We start from the raw sequence: 19,109 nt of genomic DNA on the forward strand, positions 1-19,109 counted from the left end.
GACCCACATCCTCCCGGCCCCCACTGACAATCCCCCGCCCCGTGACTCACCGCCCTCGGCGCGGCGAACGAGGCGGGAGTGGTGACGGCGACGCCGAGCGGTGTGATGTCGACGCCGGGGCGTGTGACGCCGGTCCGATGACGCGGCCTCGCCCCGGCCCTCCCTACGCGTACCGCTCCAACACCCCGCCCACATACGCCTCCAGCCGCGCCCCCAGCACGTCCGGCGTCAGATCCGTCCGCCCCAGCTCCCGCCAGGGCCCCGCCAGCTTCTCCGCCTCGGGCGCGTACGCGAGCGCGTCCAGCAGCAGCCAGTACAGGTGGTCCTGATCCCGCGACAGCCGGCGCCCACCCCGTGCCTCGTACCGCGCACGGAACCCCGACCCGTACTCGGCCCCGTACAGCAGCGCCACCGCCGTCGAGCAGTGCGCCACATCCAGGTCGGCGGGCCCCCACGAGGTCTCGACCCAGTCCACGACCCCGCCCACCCGCAGATCACCACTCGCACCCGCCCCCGTGAACAGCACGTTCCCCGGATGGAAGTCCCGGTGCAGAAAACATCCTTCGTACGCGGGCGCCTCCCGCCGGATCACGTCCACGGCCCGCTCCCACAGCGGACCGCCGGGCGTGGTGGCCCGTTCGGGCGAGGTCCAGGCCTGGTAGGTGCGAGGCCGTTGCTCCGGTACGACCGCGTGGATCCGGGCGAGCTGCCCGGCGAGCAGCTCCAGCCGCCGCTCCAGGTCCGCGTCCTCCGAGACCCGCACGGACCCCGGCAGCAGGGACATCAACAACGAGGGGTGGTCGGCGAGTTCGCCCGTCGGGTCGACGGCGTGCAGGAGGGGTGCGGGAACGTCGTCGTACGGGGCGAGCAGGGTGAGTACGGCGGCCTCGCGGCTCAGCAGGCCCGGCGCGTGCAGTCGGAAGAACGGTTTCACGAACGAGCGCAGGACGAGATCCGTCCCGTCGTCGAGTCCCAGCCGGCGCATTCGCGACGTCCAACCCCCGTGCAGATCGGCCCAGTCGCGCACCACCCGGCCCGCAGGGAGCTGCTTGGCGACCCACGCACGCGTCGCCGCCCACTCCTGATCGTCGAATCCCATGGAGCCAGCATCCCCGACAAGAGGCCGACGCCACCGATAAATGGGATGCCCCCGCACCCGTCGCACGAGCATCCTGGAAACGCGGAGCGAAGGCCCCCGGAACACCGGGCCCGTGCACGACGGGCACCACTTTCCGGCCCCGGGGCTACTCTTCCGCACAGTCATCACCACGCCACGCCCCGAGGAGTCCCGTCATGGGCACCTTGATCCTTTCGGCGACCGCGGTTCTGGTCGTCATGGGTTTCTCCCACCACATCCTCTGGCTGGCCGCAGTCGCCCTGCTCTACCTGTACGTCCGCTACGGCCGCACGGGGGGAGGCTCGGCGGCGTCCTCGTCGGGTTCCCCGGCGGGTGGCGGCCCGGCCCAGCCCGCCTCCTACCGCGCGTACCGCGACCGCCGTGACCAGCAGGCGAAGTGGGAGCGCCGCTACCGCCGTGAACGGCCTTTCGAGACCCGTCGGCAGGAGCGGAACAAGAGCAACAAGTAACGGCGCCCCGGGGCCGCGGTCACACCCCCGGGGCACCCCGGATCGGGAACCACCGGCTCAGCTCGGGCTCGACGCGCAGCCCGTCCCCGAGCACGGCCCGCACCCGCAGCTCCAGCGCGTTGTCCCGCCGCTGCCCGTCACCCGGCAGCGGCGCGAACGGATAGAACGTCCCGCGCTTGTAGAGATAGACGATCCCCAGCCGCGCACCGACACGGTCCCCCTCACCGGCGCCCCCGCCCCAACCTCCGCTCCCGCCCTCGCCCTCACGTCGGAACCCGACGACCGAGCACAGCAGTTGAGGTCCGAACCCGCCGCCCTCCAGGGCGCTGTTGACCGCGTGCAGATCGCTCACCAGCGCGGGCAGGTCCCGCGGATCCCGCCGGGAGACCAGCCACGAGTAGCCGTACTCGTCCCGCTCGATCCCGACCGGCGGCCCGGTCCGCCCCGCGTCCGCGTCGAGCAGGGCCCGTACCTCCCGGCGTACGCCGTCGAAGGCCGCGCCCTCGACCGTCGCGAAACACACCGCGCCCGTGCCGGTCGGAGTGAGGGAGGCGGCCGCCTCCAGCGCGACGGCGGCCGAGGGGAGGGCGAAGAGCCGGTCGAGGTCGGGCGCGACCGGCTTCGTACGGCCCAGGAGGATGTCCAGCAGCCCCATGCCCGCTCAGCCCGCCTTCCCCGGCTCCACGGACCCACCGGAACGTCCCGGGCCGTCGGAGCTCCCCGACCCCTCGGAGCTCCCCGGCGCGGCAGCCGCATCCAGCTCCCCCGAGATGCGGGCCAGTTGGTCGAGCCGCTGTTCCAGTGGCGGGTGGGTGGCGAAGAAGCGGGCCAGATGGGGGTGGTCGCCGAGCGCGGGGGTGAAGTAGAAGGCGTTGACGGCCTGCGAGGTGCGCAGGTCCCGGGTGGGGATGCGCGCGATGTCACCGGTGACCTTGGTGAGCGCGGACGCGAGCGCCGAGGGCCGCCCGGTGAGCAGGGCACCCGCCCGGTCGGCGGCGGAGACGCCCATGATCACACTGAACACGACGGCGGTGTTCTGGTCCCGCCGCCCGCCGAACATGTGCGAGTAGAACGCGGCCCGGACGACGAGCCCGGCGATCACCCCGGGGAACGAGGCGACCGTCATCACGGCGACATCGCGGTGCGCCACATGCGACAGCTCGTGCGCGAGCACACCCTCCAGCTCGTCCGGCTCCAGCCGCCGCAGCAGACCGGTCGTCACGCACACCACGGCGTGATCGGCGTTCCGCCCGGTCGCGAACGCGTTCGGCATCTCCATGTCGGCCACCGCGACCCGCGGCTTCGGCACGTCCGCCACCGCGCACAGCCGGTCCACCACCCCGTGCAGCAGCGGATACTCCTCCGGCTCCACGATCCGCCCGCGCATCGCGCACAGGGCGACCCGGTCGGAGTACCAGTACTGCGCCCCCAGCAGTCCCGCGGCGATCACCACGACCAGCACCCAGGACCTCAGCAGTGCGATCAGCACGGCCACGAACACGACATACAGCAACCCGAGCAGGAACAACGTGACCGTCATCCGCACGGCCGGCCGAGGATCACTCCGGAACCGCTCAGACATCCGTACCACCCCACGCTCAGGCAGCAGCTCGTCCCGATTCCCTTGTGCGCCCGGGTATCCCCATGAAGGGGTCACGCGGTCGTGATCGCCGCCCAGCAGGGCAAAGGCTCAGTACGACGACCGATAGTTGATGTACCCGATCAGCGCGATCAGCCCCGCCACGCACCCGAACACGATCACGGTCGACACCCAGGACGACCGGCGCGGCACCCTCGGCCCCGGAGCGGCGCGGAAGGGTTGTGGCGCGGGTGGGTTCTCCTTCCAGCGGGCCGCGAGCATCCGGGCCCGGGCGGAGGGCTCCTTGTGCTCGGCGTCGTCCGCCCACTTGATGTCGAACTCCCGCTCGTCGTCGTCCTGTTCGGGCATCCCCGCGTCTCCCCGTCGTCTCTCTCGAACAGTCGTGCCAGAACCATACGACGACGCCCCCGTCCCGAGAAACGGGAACGGGGGCGCCGCCGTGGAGGCGTACGGACTACGCGTCGATCACACGTCGAAGTAGAGCTCGAACTCGTGCGGGTGCGGACGCAGCTGCAGCGGGGCGATCTCGTTGGCGCGCTTGTAGTCGATCCACGTCTCGATCAAGTCCGGCGTGAAGACGTCGCCCTGGAGGAGGAACTCGTGGTCGCGCTCCAGCGAGTCGAGGACGGCCGGGAGCGAGGTCGGGACCTGCGGGACGCCCGCGTGCTCCTCGGGGGCCAGCTCGTAGAGGTCCTTGTCGATCGGCTCGGCGGGCTCGATCTTGTTCTTGATGCCGTCGAGGCCCGCGAGGAGCAGGGCCGAGAAGGCGAGGTACGGGTTGCCGGAGGAGTCGGGCGCGCGGAACTCGACACGCTTGGCCTTCGGGTTCGAACCCGTGATCGGGATACGCATGGCCGCGGAGCGGTTGCGCTGCGAGTAGACCAGGTTCACCGGGGCCTCGAAGCCCGGGACCAGACGGTGGTACGAGTTCACCGTCGGGTTGGTGAAGGCCAGCAGCGACGGGGCGTGCTTGAGGATGCCGCCGATGTAGTAGCGGGCGGTGTCCGACAGGCCCGCGTAACCGGCCTCGTCGTAGAAGAGCGGGGAGCCGCCCGACCACAGCGACTGGTGGACGTGCATGCCCGAGCCGTTGTCACCGAAGATCGGCTTCGGCATGAAGGTCGCGGTCTTGCCGTTGCGCCAGGCCACGTTCTTCACGATGTACTTGAAGAGCTGGAGGTCGTCGGCCGCGGCGAGCAGCGTGTTGAACTTGTAGTTGATCTCGGCCTGGCCGGCGGTGCCCACCTCGTGGTGCTGGCGCTCGACCTGGAGGCCGGACTTGGCCAGCTCCAGGGAGATCTCCGCACGCAGGTCGGCGAAGTGGTCGACCGGCGGGGTCGGGAAGTAACCGCCCTTGTAGCGGACCTTGTAACCGCGGTTGTCCTCCAGCGCACCGGTGTTCCAGGCGCCCGCCTCGGAGTCGATGTGGTAGAAGGACTCGTTCTCCGAGGTCTTGAAGCGCACGCTGTCGAAGACGTAGAACTCGGCCTCGGGGCCGAAGTACGCGGTGTCGGCGATACCGGTGGACGCCAGGTACGCCTCCGCCTTCTTCGCCACGTTCCGCGGGTCACGGGAGTACTGCTCGCCCGTGATCGGGTCGTGGATGAAGAAGTTGATGTTGACCGTCTTGTCGCGGCGGAACGGGTCGACGCGCGCGGTGGACAGGTCGGCGCGGAGCGCCATGTCGGACTCGTGGATGGCCTGGAAGCCGCGGATCGAGGAGCCGTCGAACGCGAGCTCCTCGGCCGGGTCGAAGGCCGTGGCCGGGATCGTGAAGTGCTGCATCACACCCGGCAGGTCGCAAAAGCGGACGTCGACGAACTTGACGTCCTCGTCCGCGATGTACTTCTTGGCCTCGTCGGCGTTCTGGAACATCCAGCTCCTCCTACTCCCGACGTCCTGCCGGGGTGGTAGTTCGTTCGTGCTGCCAGTGCGGTGGCACACGCTGTCGTCGACACTAGGGACGGGTGATTTCTCGTACGTGACCCGTTTGTTTCGCACAAGTTAACCGGACATCCCGCCCCGCACCCCACCTGTCCGTATGGCAGAACGGTCGCAGTACCGTGGTCGCGTGGACAAGAGGCAAGCAATCGGATCGTGGCTCTCCGGCCCCCGCGCCGCCGCGGAGGACGCCGGAGTCGACTTCGGGTACAGGGGCGAGCAGCTCGGTCTGCCGGAGGAGGGACCCGGCTCCATCGCCCGCCCCGGCCGCCGTCTCGGCGCCCTCGGGGTCGACTGGGGGCTGTGCCTCTTGATCGCATACGGCCTGATCACCGACGGCTACGACCAGGCCACCAGCAACTGGGCCCTGCTCATCTTCTTCCTGCTGCACGCCCTCACCCTGGGCACGGTCGGCTTCACGCCCGGCAAGCGCCTCTTCGGCCTGCGCGTCGTCGCCCAGGACACCGGCGCGGTGAACCCCTGGCGCGCCCTGGCCCGCACCGCCCTCCTCTGCCTCGCCATCCCGGCCCTGGTCTGGGACCGGGACGGACGCGGCCTGCACGACCGGCTGGCCCGCACGGTCGAGGTGCGCATCTAGTACCGGTACGACGAGGGGATCCCGCGCCGTACGACGAGCGGTACGACGAGCGGTACGACGAGGGGCGCCCGGATCATTCCGGGCGCCCCTCGTCGTACCGCTCGTCGTACGCATGTCGTCAGCGGGCCTTCGGGCCGCCCTTCGGCATGCGCATGCCCTTGGGCATCGGGCCCTTGGGGAGCGGCATGTTGCTCATCAGGTCGCCCATCGCGCGCAGCCGGTCGTTGGTGGCGGTCACCTGGGGGCCGGAGAGGACGCGCGGCAGCTTGAGCATGGTCGTGCGGAGCTTCTTCAGCTCGGTCTGGCCCTCGCCCGTGCCCACGACCAGGTCGTGCACCGGGACGTCCGCCACGATGCGGGCCATCTTCCGCTTCTCGGCGGCCAGCAGGCTCTTCACCCGGTTCGGGTTGCCCTCGGCGACCAGGACGATGCCGGCCTTGCCGACGGCCCGGTGCACCACGTCCTGGCTGCGGTTCATCGCCACCGCGGGCGTCGTGGTCCAGCCACGGCCCACGTTGTCCAGCACCGCTGCCGCGGCACCCGGCTGGCCTTCCATCTGTCCGAACGCGGCCCGCTCGGCCCGCCGTCCGAACACGATCGCCGTCGCGAGGAAGGCGAGCAGGAGGCCCAGGATGCCGAGATAGATGGGGTGACCGATCAAGAAACCGATCGCGAGGAAGACACCGAAGGTGATGATTCCGACAGCCGCGAGTACAAGACCGATCTTCTTGTCGGCCCTGCGGGTCATCTTGTACGTCAGAGCGATCTGCTTGAGTCGCCCGGGGGTCGCAGCGTCCGCTGCGGGTTCCTTCCTCGCCATGGCACGAAGTCTACGTGTCCGGGGAAGCGAGGACGACGGCGGTGCCGGTGGGGACCGGAGACCGGCGGCTGCGCTGGGGAAGCGGCGCCGGGCGGCGGCGGTGCCGGCGTGGTGCGGCGGTGCGTGGAGCGGGTGGTGCGGCGTGGTGCGTTACGAGGTGTGCGAGGCGACGGCCGCTTCGAGGACGCGCTCGGTCTCGACACGGTCCTTGGCGCGGCGGCGGTCCTCCAGGACGGAGGTCCAGGCGTTGCGACGTGCGGTGCGCTGACCGCTGCTCATGAGCAGCGACTCGACGGCACGGAGTGCATCGGTGAACGACGGGATCGCTGTGGCGCGAACGGGTGCGGCCTGCATGAGAGGTCCTCCCCCTTGGGATGGCTGCTCTGGCTAGGACCCTGTACCGGGCGTGAAACCAGGGTCACTGATTGGTGTTACCAGGGCGTGACCGGCCGGTCAAACGCCAGTGAAGCCTTGATACGCGGCTTTTAAACCCCGACGCGGCCCTGACAGTGCCCTCAACTGCGAGGACGATCAGGACCGCGCTCAATCGGCCATTACCGACGAGTAGCCTCTTGTGCTCAGATTCACACGAATCGGGTGGCACTCCGTGCCATTCGGAGTAAGGGTCAGACGGCCTGCGAAGCGACGTAGGAACCCCGCTTCTCGACGGCCATCTGGTACAGGCGGCCGGCCCGGTACGAGGAGCGGACCAGCGGGCCGGACATCACCCCGGAGAAGCCGATCTCGTCGGCCTCCTGCTTCAGCTCGACGAACTCCTGCGGCTTGACCCAGCGCTCCACGGGGTGGTGCCGGACGCTCGGGCGCAGGTACTGCGTGATGGTCACCAGCTCGCAGCCCGCGTCGTGCAGCTGCTTGAGCGCCTCGCTGACCTCCTCGCGGGTCTCGCCCATGCCGAGGATGAGGTTCGACTTCGTGACCAGACCGTAGTCACGGGCCTCGGTGATGACCTTCAGGGAGCGCTCGTAGCGGAAGCCGGGGCGGATGCGCTTGAAGATCCGGGGGACCGTCTCGACGTTGTGCGCGAACACCTCGGGGCGGGAGGCGAAGACCTCCTCCAGCAGCTCCGGGACGGCGTTGAAGTCGGGCGCCAGCAGCTCGACCTTGGTGGGGCCGGCCTCACGTCCCGCCGTCTGCTCGTGGATCTGGCGGACCGTCTCGGCGTACAGCCAGGCGCCGCCGTCCTCCAGGTCGTCGCGGGCGACGCCGGTGATGGTGGCGTAGTTCAGGTCCATGGTGACCACGGACTCGCCGACGCGACGGGGTTCGTCGCGGTCCAGCGCCTCGGGCTTGCCGGTGTCGATCTGGCAGAAGTCGCAGCGGCGGGTGCACTGGTCGCCGCCGATGAGGAACGTGGCCTCGCGGTCCTCCCAGCACTCGTAGATGTTGGGACAGCCCGCCTCCTGGCAGACCGTGTGCAGGCCCTCGCTCTTCACCAGGCTCTGCATCTTGGTGTACTCGGGGCCCATTTTCGCCCGGGTCTTGATCCACTCGGGCTTGCGCTCGATGGGGGTCTGGCTGTTCCGGACCTCCAGGCGCAGCATCTTGCGTCCGTCGGGTGCGACTGCGGACACATCGGCTCCCTGTGCTTCGATTCTTCGGCGTCCACCAGGGTACGCCCGTACGGTTCTGGCTCCCCGGGGTGGGCAACCATCGGCTCCGAGGGGACATTCCCCCGCCCCGCCGCGCCCCAGGGGCGCGGGGAACTGAGCGAACGGGGCCCGGGGCGGAGCCCCGAAGTCTTCGACCGGGGGTCGAAGGGGCGCGCAGCCCCTGGGGTGGGACGGGCAGGGGGCGGGGGGCGAGGAAACCCTTCGTCAGGCCGACGCCCGTTCCACCACCCGAGGCTGCAGGTCGGCGTTCTCCAGAACCGCCCGCAGATGACGTTCGGCCACCGGCAACACCTCGGCGATCGTGACGTCCCGCCCCAGCTCGGCCGCGAGGGACGCGACCCCCGCGTCACGGATCCCGCACGGGATGATCCGGTCGAACCACTTGTTGTCGGGGTTCACGTTCAGCGCGAAGCCGTGCATGGTGACGCCCTTCGCGACCCGGATCCCGATCGCCGCGATCTTGCGGTCCTCGCGCCGCTGCCCGGCGTTGGAGGGCGCGTACTCCGGCCCGTTCATCCGGGGGTCGAACTCGTCGTCGGTCATCCGGGGGTCGAGATCCAGCGAGAGCCCGCCGAGCCGCTGCTCGACCGGATCGCCGAGCACCCACACACCGCTGCGACCCTCGACGCGGGTGGTCTCCAGGCCGAACTCCGCGCACGTGCGGATGAGGGCCTCTTCGAGGCGCCGTACGTGCGCCACCACGTCCACCGGGCGGGGGAGCTTCTGGATCGGGTAGCCCACCAGCTGGCCGGGACCGTGCCAGGTGATCTTGCCGCCGCGGTCGACGTCGATCACGGGGGTGCCGTCGAGGGGGCGCTCGTTGTCGGCCGTGCGCCGCCCGGCCGTGTAGACCGGCGGGTGCTCCAGGAGCAGCACGGTGTCGGGCACCTCGTCCGCGAAGCGCGCCGCGTGCACCCGGCGCTGCTCGTCCCAGGCCTGCTGGTACTCGACGGCCTCCGTGCCGAACCCCATACGGACGAACCGCAACCCACTCACGGCAAGCGCCTCCCTCGGCGGTACCGCCGGCGGCGGCACCGCGATAGCCCTGTGGCTCTGTCAGGCGCGTGACGCGCCCAAGCCACTGTACGACCGTGCGCCCGCGCACTGTTCGAGCGGTCTCCGGCACCGACGACCCGCCCGCCGCCACCGTTCGTCCGTACCGCCTCCGTACGGACGGTCATGCGGACGGTCATGCGGACGTGGCGAGGGAGTCCGGCGGCCGTCGTGCGAGGCGCGGGGGTGCGGGCCGACGCTCGTCGTACGCCGCGGACGCCGGGCGTACGAGGGGCCCAGCCGGCGCATGTCGGAGGCCGACCGCGTCAGCCGTGCGGCAAATCCTCACACGATCGGATGAATGGACGCGGAAGTGTGCGATCGGACGCTTACTCTCCGCTACATTCGCGCCGTTCACAAGGCCGCAAAAGGCTTCTCACCAGGCAATCCGGGAAACCCCGCCGACACCCGGAAGGCAGGAGACCGCACCGCAGATGACGGAACGACCCGCGCAGCGCACCCCCAACCGCCAGCTCGCCGCCCTCATCGCAGAAGCGGGGTTCTCGAACGCGGGACTAGCGCGCCGTGTGGACCAGCTCGGTCTCGAACACGGCCTCGACCTCAGATACGACAAGACGTCGGTCACCCGCTGGCTGCGTGGTCAGCAGCCCCGGGGGACGACACCCGCACTCATCGCCGAGGTGTTCACCCGCCGCCTCGGCCGCCGGCTCACCGCCCAGGACCTCGGACTGGACGCCTGTGCCCCCGTCTACGCGGGCCTGGAGTTCGCCGCGACCCCCGAGGAGGCCATCGACATCGTCGGCGGTCTGTGGCGCAAGGACTCCGGCAGCCACGCCGAGCTCCGCAAGATCGCCTTCACGCCCGCCGGGCTCGTCGTCCCCAGCCGCGACTGGCTGATCGGCAGGCCCGACGACCGGGTCGGCCGAGGTGATCCGGGCGCCACCCGGGTCCCCCCGCAGGGCCGCCCGGGCGTCCCCCGGCAGCGCAGCCAGACCGAGCGCGGCCCCGGCCAGAAGGTCACCGGCGGGGACATCGCCGCACTCCGCTCGGTCGGCGAACTCTTCCGGGCCCTCGACGACGCCTACGGCGGCGGCCACGCCCGCCAGGCCCTGGTGCGCTACCTGGAGCACGAGGCGGAGCCCATGCTGCGCGGCGCCTACGGCGAACAGATCGGCCGACGGCTGTTCGCGGCCGCCGCCGACCTGACCCGGCTGGCCGGCTGGACCTCGTACGACATCGGCGCGCACGGCCTCGCCCAGCGGTACTTCGTGCAGGCGCTGAGGCTGGCGCAGGCGGCGGGGGACCGGGCGTACGGGGCGTACGTCCTGGTCACGATGAGCCGTCAGGCGGTGTACCTGGGGCACGGCCGGGAGGCCGTGCAGCTCGCGCGCGTCGCCCAGCAGGGTGTCGGGTCGGCGGTGCCGCCGGTGGTGCAGTCGCTGCTGCACTCCGTCGAGGCGCGCGGGCACGCGGTACTGGGCGAGGTGCGGGCCTCCACGGCCGCGCTGGTCCGTGCCGAACGCGCCCTGGAGACGGCCCGCCCTGGGGACGAAGTCCCGTACTGGGCACGGTTCTTCGACGAGGCGCAGCTCGCCGACGAGTTCGGCCACAGCCACCGCGACCTCCAGCAGTACCGGGCCGCCGCCCAACACGCCGAACGCTCCCTGCAGTTGCGGGCACCCGCCTATGCCCGCAGCCGCCTCTTCTGCCGTGTCGTCCTCGCCTCCGCCCGACTCGGCCTCGGCGAACTCGACCAGGCCTGTCAGCTCGGCGCGGAGGCCGCGGGCCAGGCCGCCGAGATGCGGTCGGTCAGGGCCATGGAGTACGTCCGCGACTTCGAACGCCGACTGGAGCCGTACCGGGACGCGGCCCCGGTCCGGGGCTACCGGGACAAGGTGGCGGCGTTGCTGTAGGCGCGCGGCACGCGACAGGGGCGCCCGGAGACACTCCGGGCGCCCCTGCGCCGTTCACGCGGCCCAGCGAGGCCCCCGCGGCCCCTGAGGCCCCCTGGGGCCGAGCAGCAGGTCCCAGCGGTCCCAGCAGCCCCGCGAGGTCTCACGCGGCCGTTTCCAGTGGCTCCTCCAGGAACGTGGGGTGGGCGTCCAGGTCGGTCAGGACGGCGTGGGCGGCCCGGCGGGCGGAGTGGAGGGCGCCCTGGACGGTGCTGGTGTCGCGGTGGTCGCCGCAGACGTAGAGGCCGGCGAGGAGACGCACCGGGCGGCGCAGGTCGTGCGGCGCGGGCATCGCGGGGACGGCCTCGGGGAGGTGGTACGCGGCGAGCAGTTCCCAGCGGGTCGTGGACGTGCGGTAGAGGCGGGCCAGTTGGGCGCGGACCGTGGCGTCGAGGTGCGCGGCGTCCGGGGGAGTGCCGAGGACCGTGGAGGTGATCAGGGCGCGGCCCGCCGGCGCCCGGCTCGGGTCGACCTGGCTGATCACCGTGGTGTGCGACACGGGTCCGCCGCGGTCGGCGTCGAGAAGCAGCGCCGGTTCGGTCAACGGAGGCTCGTCCGTGGCGTGGTGCAGGACCGTCACCGGGTGGAACCCCGGCACGCGCAGGCCGGGGAGCAACTCGGCGGCGGACCGGGCGTCCGTGGCCAGCACCACGGCCCGGCAGGCGAGTTCGCCGTGGTCCGCCGTGGTCACCGAGGTCGTGCTGATGGAGGTCACCCGCACCCCCGTACGGACCGAGCCGGGTGGCAGCGCGGCCGCGAGGAGTTCCGGAAGGGCGTCGGCGCCGCCCTCCGGGACACAGAGCCGGCCGGTCGCGTAGGTGTGCAGGGCCAGGTCGGCGCAGCGGCTGGAGGTCGCCAGCGTCGGGTCGGCGAGCAGCGCGGTCAGCAGGGGACGGACGAAACCGTCGATCGTCCGGGACGGGAATCCCCGGGTCGCCAGGGCCTGGGAGGCCGGGACCTCCGCCCGGGTGAGGAGCCGTTCGGGCGCGGTCGCGGCGAGGCGGGCCAGGGCCATGGCCAGCCGGGACTGGTCGGCGGGGGCGCCCAGCCGACCGGGTCGGGTGCCCGTGGAACGGGCCTGGGTGCGGCCCTGGTTCCGGGGGAGCCTGGGGGCGCTTGCGAGGGCGCGTGCGGCTGTGAGTGCGCCCCTCGCGCTTCGCAGGACAGGGGTGGCGCCGGCCCGCTGATGACGGCCGTCGGAGTGCAGCAGGACGCCGGGGGCGAACGGGCGCAGGGGCAGGGTGTCCACGCCCGGGGTGCGGCGCAGTTCCGGGTACGACGTGGAGAGCAGATGTGCCGTCCGGTCGAGGCGGAAGCCGTCGATCTTCTCGGTGGACATACGGCCGCCGACGGCGGGGGCGGCCTCCAGGACGGTGGTCCGCAGACCCGCCCTGGTCAGATGTCCGGCCGCAGCGAGGCCGGCCACGCCGGCTCCTACGACGATGACGTCCACGTTCCCCGTGTCCGCCTGGTACGCCGACTGGTGCACCGACTCAAGCACGTGCCCCTCCCGAGGTCGCGCGGCTGCGGGGACGTTATGCCCCCAACACCCATCTGAAATACCTGAGTTCGGCACGAGAGTGAAGGTGGGGGCCGGTCCCGGGGAAGGAGCGTGTGACCTCGCACGGGGGCATGGCCGGGGCGTTCGTGCGCCGGGCGTTCGGGGGGTGCGGGTTCGTCGGCGGCCGCGGGATGAAAAGTCAGGGGCGCAGCCCCTGACTTTCCAGGGGCGCGGGGAACTGCGCGACCAGCCCTCACGCACCCGCACCCGACGACGAACCCCCCGACCTGGCCGCAGCCTTCAACCTGCCGCCGCCACCCGGATCGCGTCGTCGATCTCCGGATACGTGAACGTGAAGCCCGACTCCAGCAGCCGGGTCGGGACGGCCCGCGTGCTGCCCAGGACATCACCCGCGACGCCCCCGAGGGCGAGCCGCAGCACGGACGCGGGCACCGTGAACAGCGTGGGCCGGTGCAGCACCCTGCCCATCGCCGCCGTGATCTCGCGGTTGGTGCGCGGGGTCGGCGCCGTCAGGTTGAACGGCCCGGACAGGGACGGCGTGAAGAGCAGGTGGCGCAGCGCCGCGACCTCGTCGTGCAGGGAGATGAAGCTCCAGTACTGGCGGCCGTCCCCCATCCGCCCGCCCAACCCGGCCTTGAACAGCGGGAACAGCGGACCCCAGGCGCCCCCGCCCCGGGCCACCACCAGCCCCGTACGGGCGAAGGCGGTACGGATCCCGGCCTCCCGCGCGGCCTCGGTCGCCCCCTCCCACTCCACGCACAACGCGGACAGGAACTCCGACCCCGGCTCCGCCGACTCGTCCACCACCCGGTCACCGGTGTAGCCGTAGAACCCGATCGCGCTGCCGTTGACGAATACGCTCGGCGGAGTGTCGAGGGCCGCGGCCGCCTCGGCGAGCGTCCGGGTGCCGCGCACCCGGCTCTCGCGGATCGTCGCCTTGTACGCGTCCGTCCAGCGGCGGGACGCGACCCCGGCGCCGGCGAGGTTGACGACGGCCGCGCACCCCGCGAGCCCCGCCATGTCGACCCGTCCCGCGTCCGGGTCCCAGCGCACCTCGCCCCGCGTCCGGGGCTCCCGTCGCACGAGCCGGAGCACCTCGTGGCCGTCGGCGGTGAGGGAACGGGCCAGCGCCGAACCGATCAGGCCGGAGGCGCCGGCGATCGCGATACGAGAACCGGGCGGAACGGGCGATTCAACGGTCATGCCCCCATCCTGCCCGGCGGACGGCGTGACCGTGGACCGGGGCGCCCGATCGGCGTGCACCGGCCGCCCGAGCGCCGTGCCGCGGCCGTACAGTGGCCGCCATGCCCGTTCCGTACATACGCCTCGCGACCTCGGAGGACGAGGACACGCTCGGTCGGCTCGACCGCGAGACCTGGTCCACCCTGCACTCCGTCCAGGAACGGCCCACGCAGCCGTACGAGCCGTTCTTCAACGAGCGTTACGGCCCTCACGACCACCTGGTGGCCGAGATCGGCGGCGACGTCGTCGGGTACATCCGCCTCGCCCTGCCCTCCCATCTGGCCTGTCACGCCCACGTCCGCCAGATCCAGGGTCTCGCCGTCGCGGACGAGGCGCGCGGCTCGGGTGTCGCCCGCGCCCTGCTGCGCGCCGCGGGGGACGAGGCACGGCGGCGCGGCGCCCGCCGGCTCACCCTGCGGGTCCTCGGCCACAACACCCCGGCCAGGAAGCTCTACGCGTCCGAGGGCTTCGCCGTGGAGGGCGTCCTGCCGGAGGAGTTCCTGATCGACGGGGTCTACGTGGACGACGTGCTGATGGGCCGTCGGCTCTGAGGCTGCCATCCCCACCGGGTCACGAGGTCACCGGGTCACGAGGTCACCGGATCAGGAGGTCACCGGATCACGAGGTCACGAGGTCGCCCGTGTCCACCGCCGCCGTCGCGTTCGCGGCGCGCTCCGCGTCGGGGACGACCTCGTCCACGGTGAGCACGTAACCCGTCTCCGCGTCCGAGGTGGAGCGGGCGAAGACGACGCCGAAGACCTGCCCGTCGGTGGTGAGGAGGGGGCCGCCGGAGTTGCCGGGGCGGACGGTGGAGCGGATGGAGTAGATGTCGCGGGTCACCGAGTCGGTGTTGTAGATGTTCCGGCCGGTCGCGTCGATACGGCTGGCGACCGTGGCCGCCTGGAGGTCGAGGCCGCCGTCCTCCGGATAACCGGCCACCACCGCCGCGTCACCCCGCCCGGCGCTGTCGTCGAAGCGCAGCAGCGGGGCCCGCAGACCCGGGACGTACAGCACCGCCACGTCCTTGTCCGGATCGAACAGCACGACCTTCGCCTCGTACGCCTTGCCCACACCGCCCACCCGCACGCTCGGCTCGTCGATGCCTGCCACCACGTGCGCGTTGGTCATCACATGCTCGGTGGCGTACACGAAACCGCTGCCCTCGCGGCCCTGGGTGCCCGCCACACCTTCGATCTTCACCGTGCTGCGCTTGGCGGCGGCGGTCGCGGCCGCGGTGACACTGTCGCCGGACGGCTTGGCCACCTCGGCCGTCGCCTCGTTCTCGAAGGGGTTGAAGACCTGCGGGAAGCCCGCCTCGGTGAGCGCCGAGGTGGCGTCGGAGAACCAGGCCGGGGTGGTCTCCGGCATGGTGTCCTGCACGGCGCCGAGCAGCGCGGAGTCACGGATCGAGTTGGTCACCACCGCAGACGAGGAGGCCCCGAGGACGCTTGCGGCCACCCACGCCACGATCAGCACGGCGACCGTGTTGGCCGCGGCGCCCCCGACGCCGTCGGCCACCCGCAGCGGACTGCGGTCGATCTCCCGGCGCAGCCGCAGCGCCAGCCGGCCCGCCAGCTCGTGCCCGATCACCCCAGGCACCAGGACCGTCAGCACCGCCGTGACCGTCGCCGCCGGGGTGCCCGCCTCCACCAGCTCCATCATCCAGGGCAGCACCCAGACGCCTGTCGCCGCGCCGCCCACGAAACCGGCGAGGGACACACATCCCGCCACCAGGCCGCGACGGTAACCGGACGCCGCGTAGGCCAGGATCACCAGCATCAGCAGGATGTCGAGCACGTCCACTCCGACCGCCTCTCTCTAGGGACCCTGTAGTACGCGCGGCACGGGTGCAGTGATCAGCTGTGCCCGCACGGCACCCCGGTGGCCCGCGCGAACCGGCCACCACCGCGCCGCCCGCGCCCCGAATCGTAAAAACGTCCCGGACCACGGCGTTGGTTCCTTCCGCTTCCACCGGGTGGCCCACTCCACATCGCGGCCGACGCGCATCAGGGTGACTCTGGGGCCATGCGTGTGTTCCGGATGTCGCGGGGGGCGCGAATACGGCGGCTGCTCCGTGTGTGGCGCCGCCGCACACGGATCCCGCGCGCCCCGGACCCCGCCCGGCGGCGGCCGCGCGGGTCCCACCACCGCGCGCGCCCGGTCCGGGAGCGTATGCGCCAGGTCCGGGAGCGTACGCGCCTGGCGCGGGAACGCGTGGACCTGCCCCGGCCCGTCCTCCTGCTGCTGGCCTGTCTGCCGGGGCTGGCGGCCGTGCTCGCCCTGGTGCTGTTCGCGATCGGCGTGGACCGTACGGCCGACCGCGCCGACGGGCCCGCCACGGCCCGGCCCGCCCCGCCCCACCGGGCGCCCCGGCCACCCATCGTGCCCAGGGCCCGCTGGCTGGAGAAGGACGCGCCCAGCCAGCCGCCCGCCCGCTACGACGACGAGGTCGCAGCGGTCTTCATCCACCACACCGACTCCCCGAACGGCTACGACTGCGCCGACGCACCCCGCATCATCCGCGGCCTCTACACCGGCCAGACCGACGCCAAGCACTGGGACGACATCGGCTACAACTTCCTCGTCGACCGCTGCGGCACCATCTACGAGGGTCGCGCTGGCGGCGTCGACCGCCCCGTCACCGGCGCCCACACCCAGGGCTTCAACCACCGCACCACCGGTATCGCCGCCCTCGGCACCTTCACCGCCGGCGTCCCCGTCCCGCAGGTCATGACCGACGCGATCGCCGCGCTCGCCGCCTGGAAACTGGGGCTCTCCGACAGCGACCCCCGGGGCAGCGTCCGGCTCACCTCCAGCAACAGCCTCAGCCGCTACGCCGCCGGCACCACCGTCCTGCTGCCCACGCTCGCGGGCCACAGCGACGGCTACATGACGAGCTGCCCAGGCGCGGCCCTCGCCGAGCGCCTGCCCGCGATCCGGGAACTGGCGGCCCGCCTCCAGGGCCGGACCTAGGGCCCTTCTGATGGACCCTGGGCCCTATCGTGCCCGCGCGACCGCTCTCCCGCAGACCGTTCTCATCCCGTCGAGCCGGATCTCATGAGGTTCACAGACAGCGCGCCGCGGACTCACAGAGTTCTCCAAGATCCGCGCCCTACCTTCGTGGTCGTCACGCCGACCGGAGGTGGGGAAAATGATCAGCAGCCGTACGAAGCACTCGTCCCGCGACCCGAGGAAGACCTGGTCCTCGGCCCTGCGGAGCCCGTGGACGGTGGCGTGCGCCGCCGCCGTCGTCGTGCTCGGCCCGTCCGCCGTCACCGCGTCCGCGCTGGAGCGCGCCAACTCGGCGCCCCTGCACGGCGCCTCGGCCCCCGAACACCCGGCCCCGGGCAAGGAGCGACGCCACCACGGCCGGCCGTACACCACCGAGCCGTACGCGTACCTGCCGCGCACGACCAACCGTGGACTGCGGGTCTGACGCGCGGCCCGCAGCCGGGCGGCGCGTCAGACCGATCAGAGGGCCCCTAGGGCTGCCCCTAGGCCCGGAACCGCTCCCAGAGCTTCGGGAAGCGTTCCGCGAGCGCGGACTCGTCCTCGAAGTCGAGCGGGGTGCCCTCGGGTTCGCCGGGCGGGGGCGGGATGCCGAGGTCCGGGGCGACCACACCGGTGAGTTGCTCGTACGCCTCGTCCGCGGCGTAACCCAGTTCCTCGCCGTCCCCGTCGATCTCGTCGTCGAAGTCGTCCAGCAGATCGGCGAGCGAGTCGGGGTCGTGCACCGCGTGCTCGAAGACCTCCCGGCCCTGGCCGATCAGCCAGCACCGGAAGAAGTCGAACACGTCGTCGCTGGCGCCGTCGAGCAGCACCCAGGCGGCGCCCCAAAGGTCCCAGGTGTACGCGCGGTTGTAACGGGACTCGAAGTGCCGGGCGAAGTCCAGCACCGCCTCCGGGTCCAACCGGCCGAGCCGTTCCACGAGCAGGTCGGCCTGGTCCTCGGGATCGCCCTCGGCGTCCTCCCGGGCCGTGTCCACCAACTCCCAGAACTCCGTCTCGTCCATCACTGGTCCAGCATCGGGCCTGGGCGGGTGGGACGCACGTGGAGAACGACCCATTCTTGTCTCAGGGGGCCGCGTACAGCCCGGCGAGACGGCGCGCGTCGTCCGCGAAGCGCTCCCGCAGCCCAGAGGGAGCCAGCACCTCGGCCTCCGCTCCCAACGCGGTGAGCTGGGTGTGGGCCACCTCCTCCGACTCCACGCGGAGGGCGACGGTCACCCGGCCGTGCTCGTCGGGGGTGTCGGCCACGGTGCTCAGCGCGTCCCGGGCCGACACGGGGTCCACGACGTGCGGCAGCCTGCGCACCCCCTCCGCCGACAGTCGCACGACGACCTCGGCGCGCAGGATCGAACGGGCGAATCGTTCCGCCTGCTCGTCCCAGTGGGCCGGCAGATCGAACTCCTCGTCACGGGTGAAGCGGTCGTCGGCGGTGTCGACGGTGGTGAAGCGATCGATGCGGTAGGTGCGGAAGACCCCCGCACCCGACCGGGCGCCGGAACCCGACCTGGCGTCGGGGCCGGAGGGGGTGGCCGGGGCGGGGACCCGGGCGCACAGGTACCAGATGCCGGCCTTGAGCACGAGACCGTACGGCTCCAGGCCGCGCTCGACCTCGGTGTGGCCCTTGCGGTACCGGGCGACGATCCTTCGGTCGTCCCACACCGCGTTGGCCACGATGGGCAGCAGCTCGGGTGTCTTCGGCTCCTTGAACCAGCTCGGCGCGTCGAGGTGGAAGCGCTGGGAGGCCGTGCGGGAGGCGTCGCGGAGGGAGGGGAGGAGGGCGGCCGAGACCTTCAGCCGGGCGGCTGAGGCCGCGTCCTCCAACCCCATCTCCCGCAGCGCGCCCGGCACACCGCTGAGGAACAACGCCTCGGCCTCGGTGCGGGCCAGCCCCGTCAGTCGCGTCCGGTACCCGCCGATCAGCCGGTACCCCCCGGCCCGGCCCCGGTCCGCGTAGACCGGCACCCCCGCCTCCGACAGCGCCTGGGCGTCCCTGGTCACCGTCCGCTCCGACACCTCCAGCTCCCGCGCGAGTTCGGCGGCGGTCATGGAGGGCCGGGACTGAAGCAACAACACCATCTTGATCAGCCGAGCAGCACGCATGCGGCCATGATGCCGGGCCGCACTGACAAAAGGGGGTGTGTTGTCGGGTGCGGGTGGTGGGGCTGGTCGCGCAGTTCCCCGCGCACCTGAAGG

General features: G+C 71.9%; 19 protein-coding genes and 1 pseudogene. 6 read left to right on the forward strand and 14 right to left on the reverse strand.

Annotation, left to right across the window (positions count from 1 at the left end; all coding sequences use genetic code 11):
* Nucleotides 1–163: 163 nt before the first annotated feature.
* Entirely contained in the window at nt 164–1,099 is a 936-nt protein-coding gene (locus tag K1J60_RS32640; RefSeq protein ID WP_220649342.1) for a phosphotransferase family protein, read from the reverse strand.
* Nucleotides 1,100–1,293: 194 nt separating this feature from the next.
* On the opposite strand from K1J60_RS32640, the gene K1J60_RS32645 reads away from it, so the two are divergent.
* Nucleotides 1,294–1,587 (forward strand): hypothetical protein, encoded by a 294-nt coding sequence (locus tag K1J60_RS32645; protein ID WP_220649343.1) that lies wholly within the window; start codon nt 1,294–1,296, stop codon nt 1,585–1,587.
* A gap of 19 nt (nt 1,588–1,606) precedes the next feature.
* Here the strand turns inward: K1J60_RS32645 and pspAB are convergent, their stop codons facing one another.
* From pspAB to glnA, 4 genes and pseudogenes are all read right to left on the reverse strand, one after another.
* Nucleotides 1,607–2,242, reverse strand: coding sequence for a PspA-associated protein PspAB (gene pspAB / locus K1J60_RS32650; RefSeq protein WP_220649344.1), 636 nt, complete (start codon nt 2,240–2,242; stop codon nt 1,607–1,609).
* Between the two features lie 75 nt (nt 2,243–2,317).
* Nucleotides 2,318–3,169, reverse strand: a pseudogene (gene htpX, locus K1J60_RS32655) (zinc metalloprotease HtpX); the annotation flags it as partial.
* 108 nt (nt 3,170–3,277) lie between these two features.
* Nucleotides 3,278–3,535: an SCO2583/SCO2584 N-terminal domain-containing protein gene (locus K1J60_RS32660; RefSeq protein ID WP_220649346.1), complete on the reverse strand. Its 258-nt coding sequence runs from the start codon at nt 3,533–3,535 to the stop codon at nt 3,278–3,280.
* Between the two features lie 117 nt (nt 3,536–3,652).
* Nucleotides 3,653–5,062 carry a type I glutamate--ammonia ligase gene (gene glnA, locus K1J60_RS32665; protein ID WP_033527457.1) on the reverse strand — a complete coding sequence of 470 codons (1,410 nt, stop codon included), beginning with the start codon at nt 5,060–5,062 and terminating at the stop codon, nt 3,653–3,655.
* Between the two features lie 196 nt (nt 5,063–5,258).
* Between glnA and K1J60_RS32670 the strand changes: the two genes are divergently transcribed.
* On the forward strand, nt 5,259–5,726 hold the full coding sequence (locus K1J60_RS32670) for an RDD family protein (protein ID WP_033527458.1): 468 nt from the start codon (nt 5,259–5,261) through the stop codon (nt 5,724–5,726).
* Nucleotides 5,727–5,844: 118 nt separating this feature from the next.
* Here K1J60_RS32670 and K1J60_RS32675 read toward each other — a convergent pair whose 3' ends face one another.
* From K1J60_RS32675 to lipB, 4 genes are all read right to left on the reverse strand, one after another.
* A complete protein-coding gene (locus K1J60_RS32675) occupies nt 5,845–6,546 on the reverse strand; it encodes a DUF4191 domain-containing protein (RefSeq protein WP_220649347.1) in 702 nt (233 codons plus the stop codon).
* Nucleotides 6,547–6,696: 150 nt separating this feature from the next.
* A complete protein-coding gene (locus tag K1J60_RS32680; RefSeq protein WP_220649348.1) occupies nt 6,697–6,900 on the reverse strand; it encodes an SCO2195 family GlnR-regulated protein in 204 nt (67 codons plus the stop codon).
* Between the two features lie 272 nt (nt 6,901–7,172).
* A complete protein-coding gene (lipA, locus tag K1J60_RS32685) occupies nt 7,173–8,138 on the reverse strand; it encodes a lipoyl synthase (RefSeq protein WP_220649349.1) in 966 nt (321 codons plus the stop codon).
* Between the two features lie 243 nt (nt 8,139–8,381).
* The gene (gene lipB, locus K1J60_RS32690) at nt 8,382–9,173 is read right to left on the reverse strand and encodes a lipoyl(octanoyl) transferase LipB (protein ID WP_220649350.1); all 792 of its coding nucleotides are present in this window, start codon (nt 9,171–9,173) and stop codon (nt 8,382–8,384) included.
* 491 nt (nt 9,174–9,664) lie between these two features.
* Here lipB and K1J60_RS32695 point away from each other — a divergent pair, with 491 nt between their 5' ends.
* Entirely contained in the window at nt 9,665–11,104 is a 1,440-nt protein-coding gene (locus K1J60_RS32695; protein ID WP_033527463.1) for a hypothetical protein, read from the forward strand.
* A gap of 142 nt (nt 11,105–11,246) precedes the next feature.
* Here K1J60_RS32695 and K1J60_RS32700 read toward each other — a convergent pair whose 3' ends face one another.
* Both K1J60_RS32700 and K1J60_RS32705 read right to left on the reverse strand, forming a co-directional pair.
* Complete coding sequence (locus K1J60_RS32700; protein WP_220649351.1) at nt 11,247–12,644, reverse strand: NAD(P)/FAD-dependent oxidoreductase; 1,398 nt, start codon at nt 12,642–12,644, stop codon at nt 11,247–11,249.
* 300 nt (nt 12,645–12,944) lie between these two features.
* Nucleotides 12,945–13,868 carry a TIGR01777 family oxidoreductase gene (locus tag K1J60_RS32705; protein ID WP_220649352.1) on the reverse strand — a complete coding sequence of 308 codons (924 nt, stop codon included), beginning with the start codon at nt 13,866–13,868 and terminating at the stop codon, nt 12,945–12,947.
* 101 nt (nt 13,869–13,969) lie between these two features.
* On the opposite strand from K1J60_RS32705, the gene K1J60_RS32710 reads away from it, so the two are divergent.
* Nucleotides 13,970–14,458, forward strand: coding sequence for a GNAT family N-acetyltransferase (locus K1J60_RS32710; RefSeq protein ID WP_220649353.1), 489 nt, complete (start codon nt 13,970–13,972; stop codon nt 14,456–14,458).
* Nucleotides 14,459–14,525: 67 nt separating this feature from the next.
* Here K1J60_RS32710 and K1J60_RS32715 read toward each other — a convergent pair whose 3' ends face one another.
* Nucleotides 14,526–15,710, reverse strand: coding sequence for a MarP family serine protease (locus K1J60_RS32715; protein WP_033527467.1), 1,185 nt, complete (start codon nt 15,708–15,710; stop codon nt 14,526–14,528).
* A gap of 369 nt (nt 15,711–16,079) precedes the next feature.
* Between K1J60_RS32715 and K1J60_RS32720 the strand changes: the two genes are divergently transcribed.
* Entirely contained in the window at nt 16,080–16,880 is an 801-nt protein-coding gene (locus tag K1J60_RS32720; protein WP_220649354.1) for a peptidoglycan recognition protein family protein, read from the forward strand.
* Nucleotides 16,881–17,058: 178 nt separating this feature from the next.
* Complete coding sequence (locus K1J60_RS32725) at nt 17,059–17,343, forward strand: hypothetical protein (RefSeq protein WP_220649355.1); 285 nt, start codon at nt 17,059–17,061, stop codon at nt 17,341–17,343.
* A gap of 58 nt (nt 17,344–17,401) precedes the next feature.
* Here K1J60_RS32725 and K1J60_RS32730 read toward each other — a convergent pair whose 3' ends face one another.
* Nucleotides 17,402–17,920 (reverse strand): DUF4240 domain-containing protein, encoded by a 519-nt coding sequence (locus K1J60_RS32730; protein ID WP_220651810.1) that lies wholly within the window; start codon nt 17,918–17,920, stop codon nt 17,402–17,404.
* A 61-nt stretch (nt 17,921–17,981) separates the two neighbouring features.
* On the reverse strand, nt 17,982–19,016 hold the full coding sequence (locus tag K1J60_RS32735; RefSeq protein ID WP_220649356.1) for a helix-turn-helix transcriptional regulator: 1,035 nt from the start codon (nt 19,014–19,016) through the stop codon (nt 17,982–17,984).
* Nucleotides 19,017–19,109 lie beyond the last annotated feature (93 nt).

It is taken from the genome of Streptomyces akebiae (assembly GCF_019599145.1).
GTDB lineage: Bacteria > Actinomycetota > Actinomycetes > Streptomycetales > Streptomycetaceae > Streptomyces > Streptomyces akebiae.

Bases quoted from the DNA above. Each gene is read 5' to 3' on its own strand.
- K1J60_RS32640 (WP_220649342.1), bottom strand. From the start codon at position 1,099: ATGGGATTCGACGATCAGGAGTGGGCGGCGACGCGTGCGTGGGTCGCC.
- K1J60_RS32645 (WP_220649343.1), top strand. From the start codon at position 1,294: ATGGGCACCTTGATCCTTTCGGCGACCGCGGTTCTGGTCGTCATGGGT.
- pspAB (WP_220649344.1), bottom strand. From the start codon at position 2,242: ATGGGGCTGCTGGACATCCTCCTGGGCCGTACGAAGCCGGTCGCGCCC.
- K1J60_RS32660 (WP_220649346.1), bottom strand. From the start codon at position 3,535: ATGCCCGAACAGGACGACGACGAGCGGGAGTTCGACATCAAGTGGGCG.
- glnA (WP_033527457.1), bottom strand. From the start codon at position 5,062: ATGTTCCAGAACGCCGACGAGGCCAAGAAGTACATCGCGGACGAGGAC.
- K1J60_RS32675 (WP_220649347.1), bottom strand. From the start codon at position 6,546: ATGGCGAGGAAGGAACCCGCAGCGGACGCTGCGACCCCCGGGCGACTC.
- K1J60_RS32680 (WP_220649348.1), bottom strand. From the start codon at position 6,900: ATGCAGGCCGCACCCGTTCGCGCCACAGCGATCCCGTCGTTCACCGAT.
- K1J60_RS32695 (WP_033527463.1), top strand. From the start codon at position 9,665: ATGACGGAACGACCCGCGCAGCGCACCCCCAACCGCCAGCTCGCCGCC.
- K1J60_RS32705 (WP_220649352.1), bottom strand. From the start codon at position 13,868: ATGACCGTTGAATCGCCCGTTCCGCCCGGTTCTCGTATCGCGATCGCC.
- K1J60_RS32710 (WP_220649353.1), top strand. From the start codon at position 13,970: ATGCCCGTTCCGTACATACGCCTCGCGACCTCGGAGGACGAGGACACG.
- K1J60_RS32720 (WP_220649354.1), top strand. From the start codon at position 16,080: ATGCGCCAGGTCCGGGAGCGTACGCGCCTGGCGCGGGAACGCGTGGAC.
- K1J60_RS32725 (WP_220649355.1), top strand. From the start codon at position 17,059: ATGATCAGCAGCCGTACGAAGCACTCGTCCCGCGACCCGAGGAAGACC.
- K1J60_RS32730 (WP_220651810.1), bottom strand. From the start codon at position 17,920: ATGGACGAGACGGAGTTCTGGGAGTTGGTGGACACGGCCCGGGAGGAC.
- K1J60_RS32735 (WP_220649356.1), bottom strand. From the start codon at position 19,016: ATGCGTGCTGCTCGGCTGATCAAGATGGTGTTGTTGCTTCAGTCCCGG.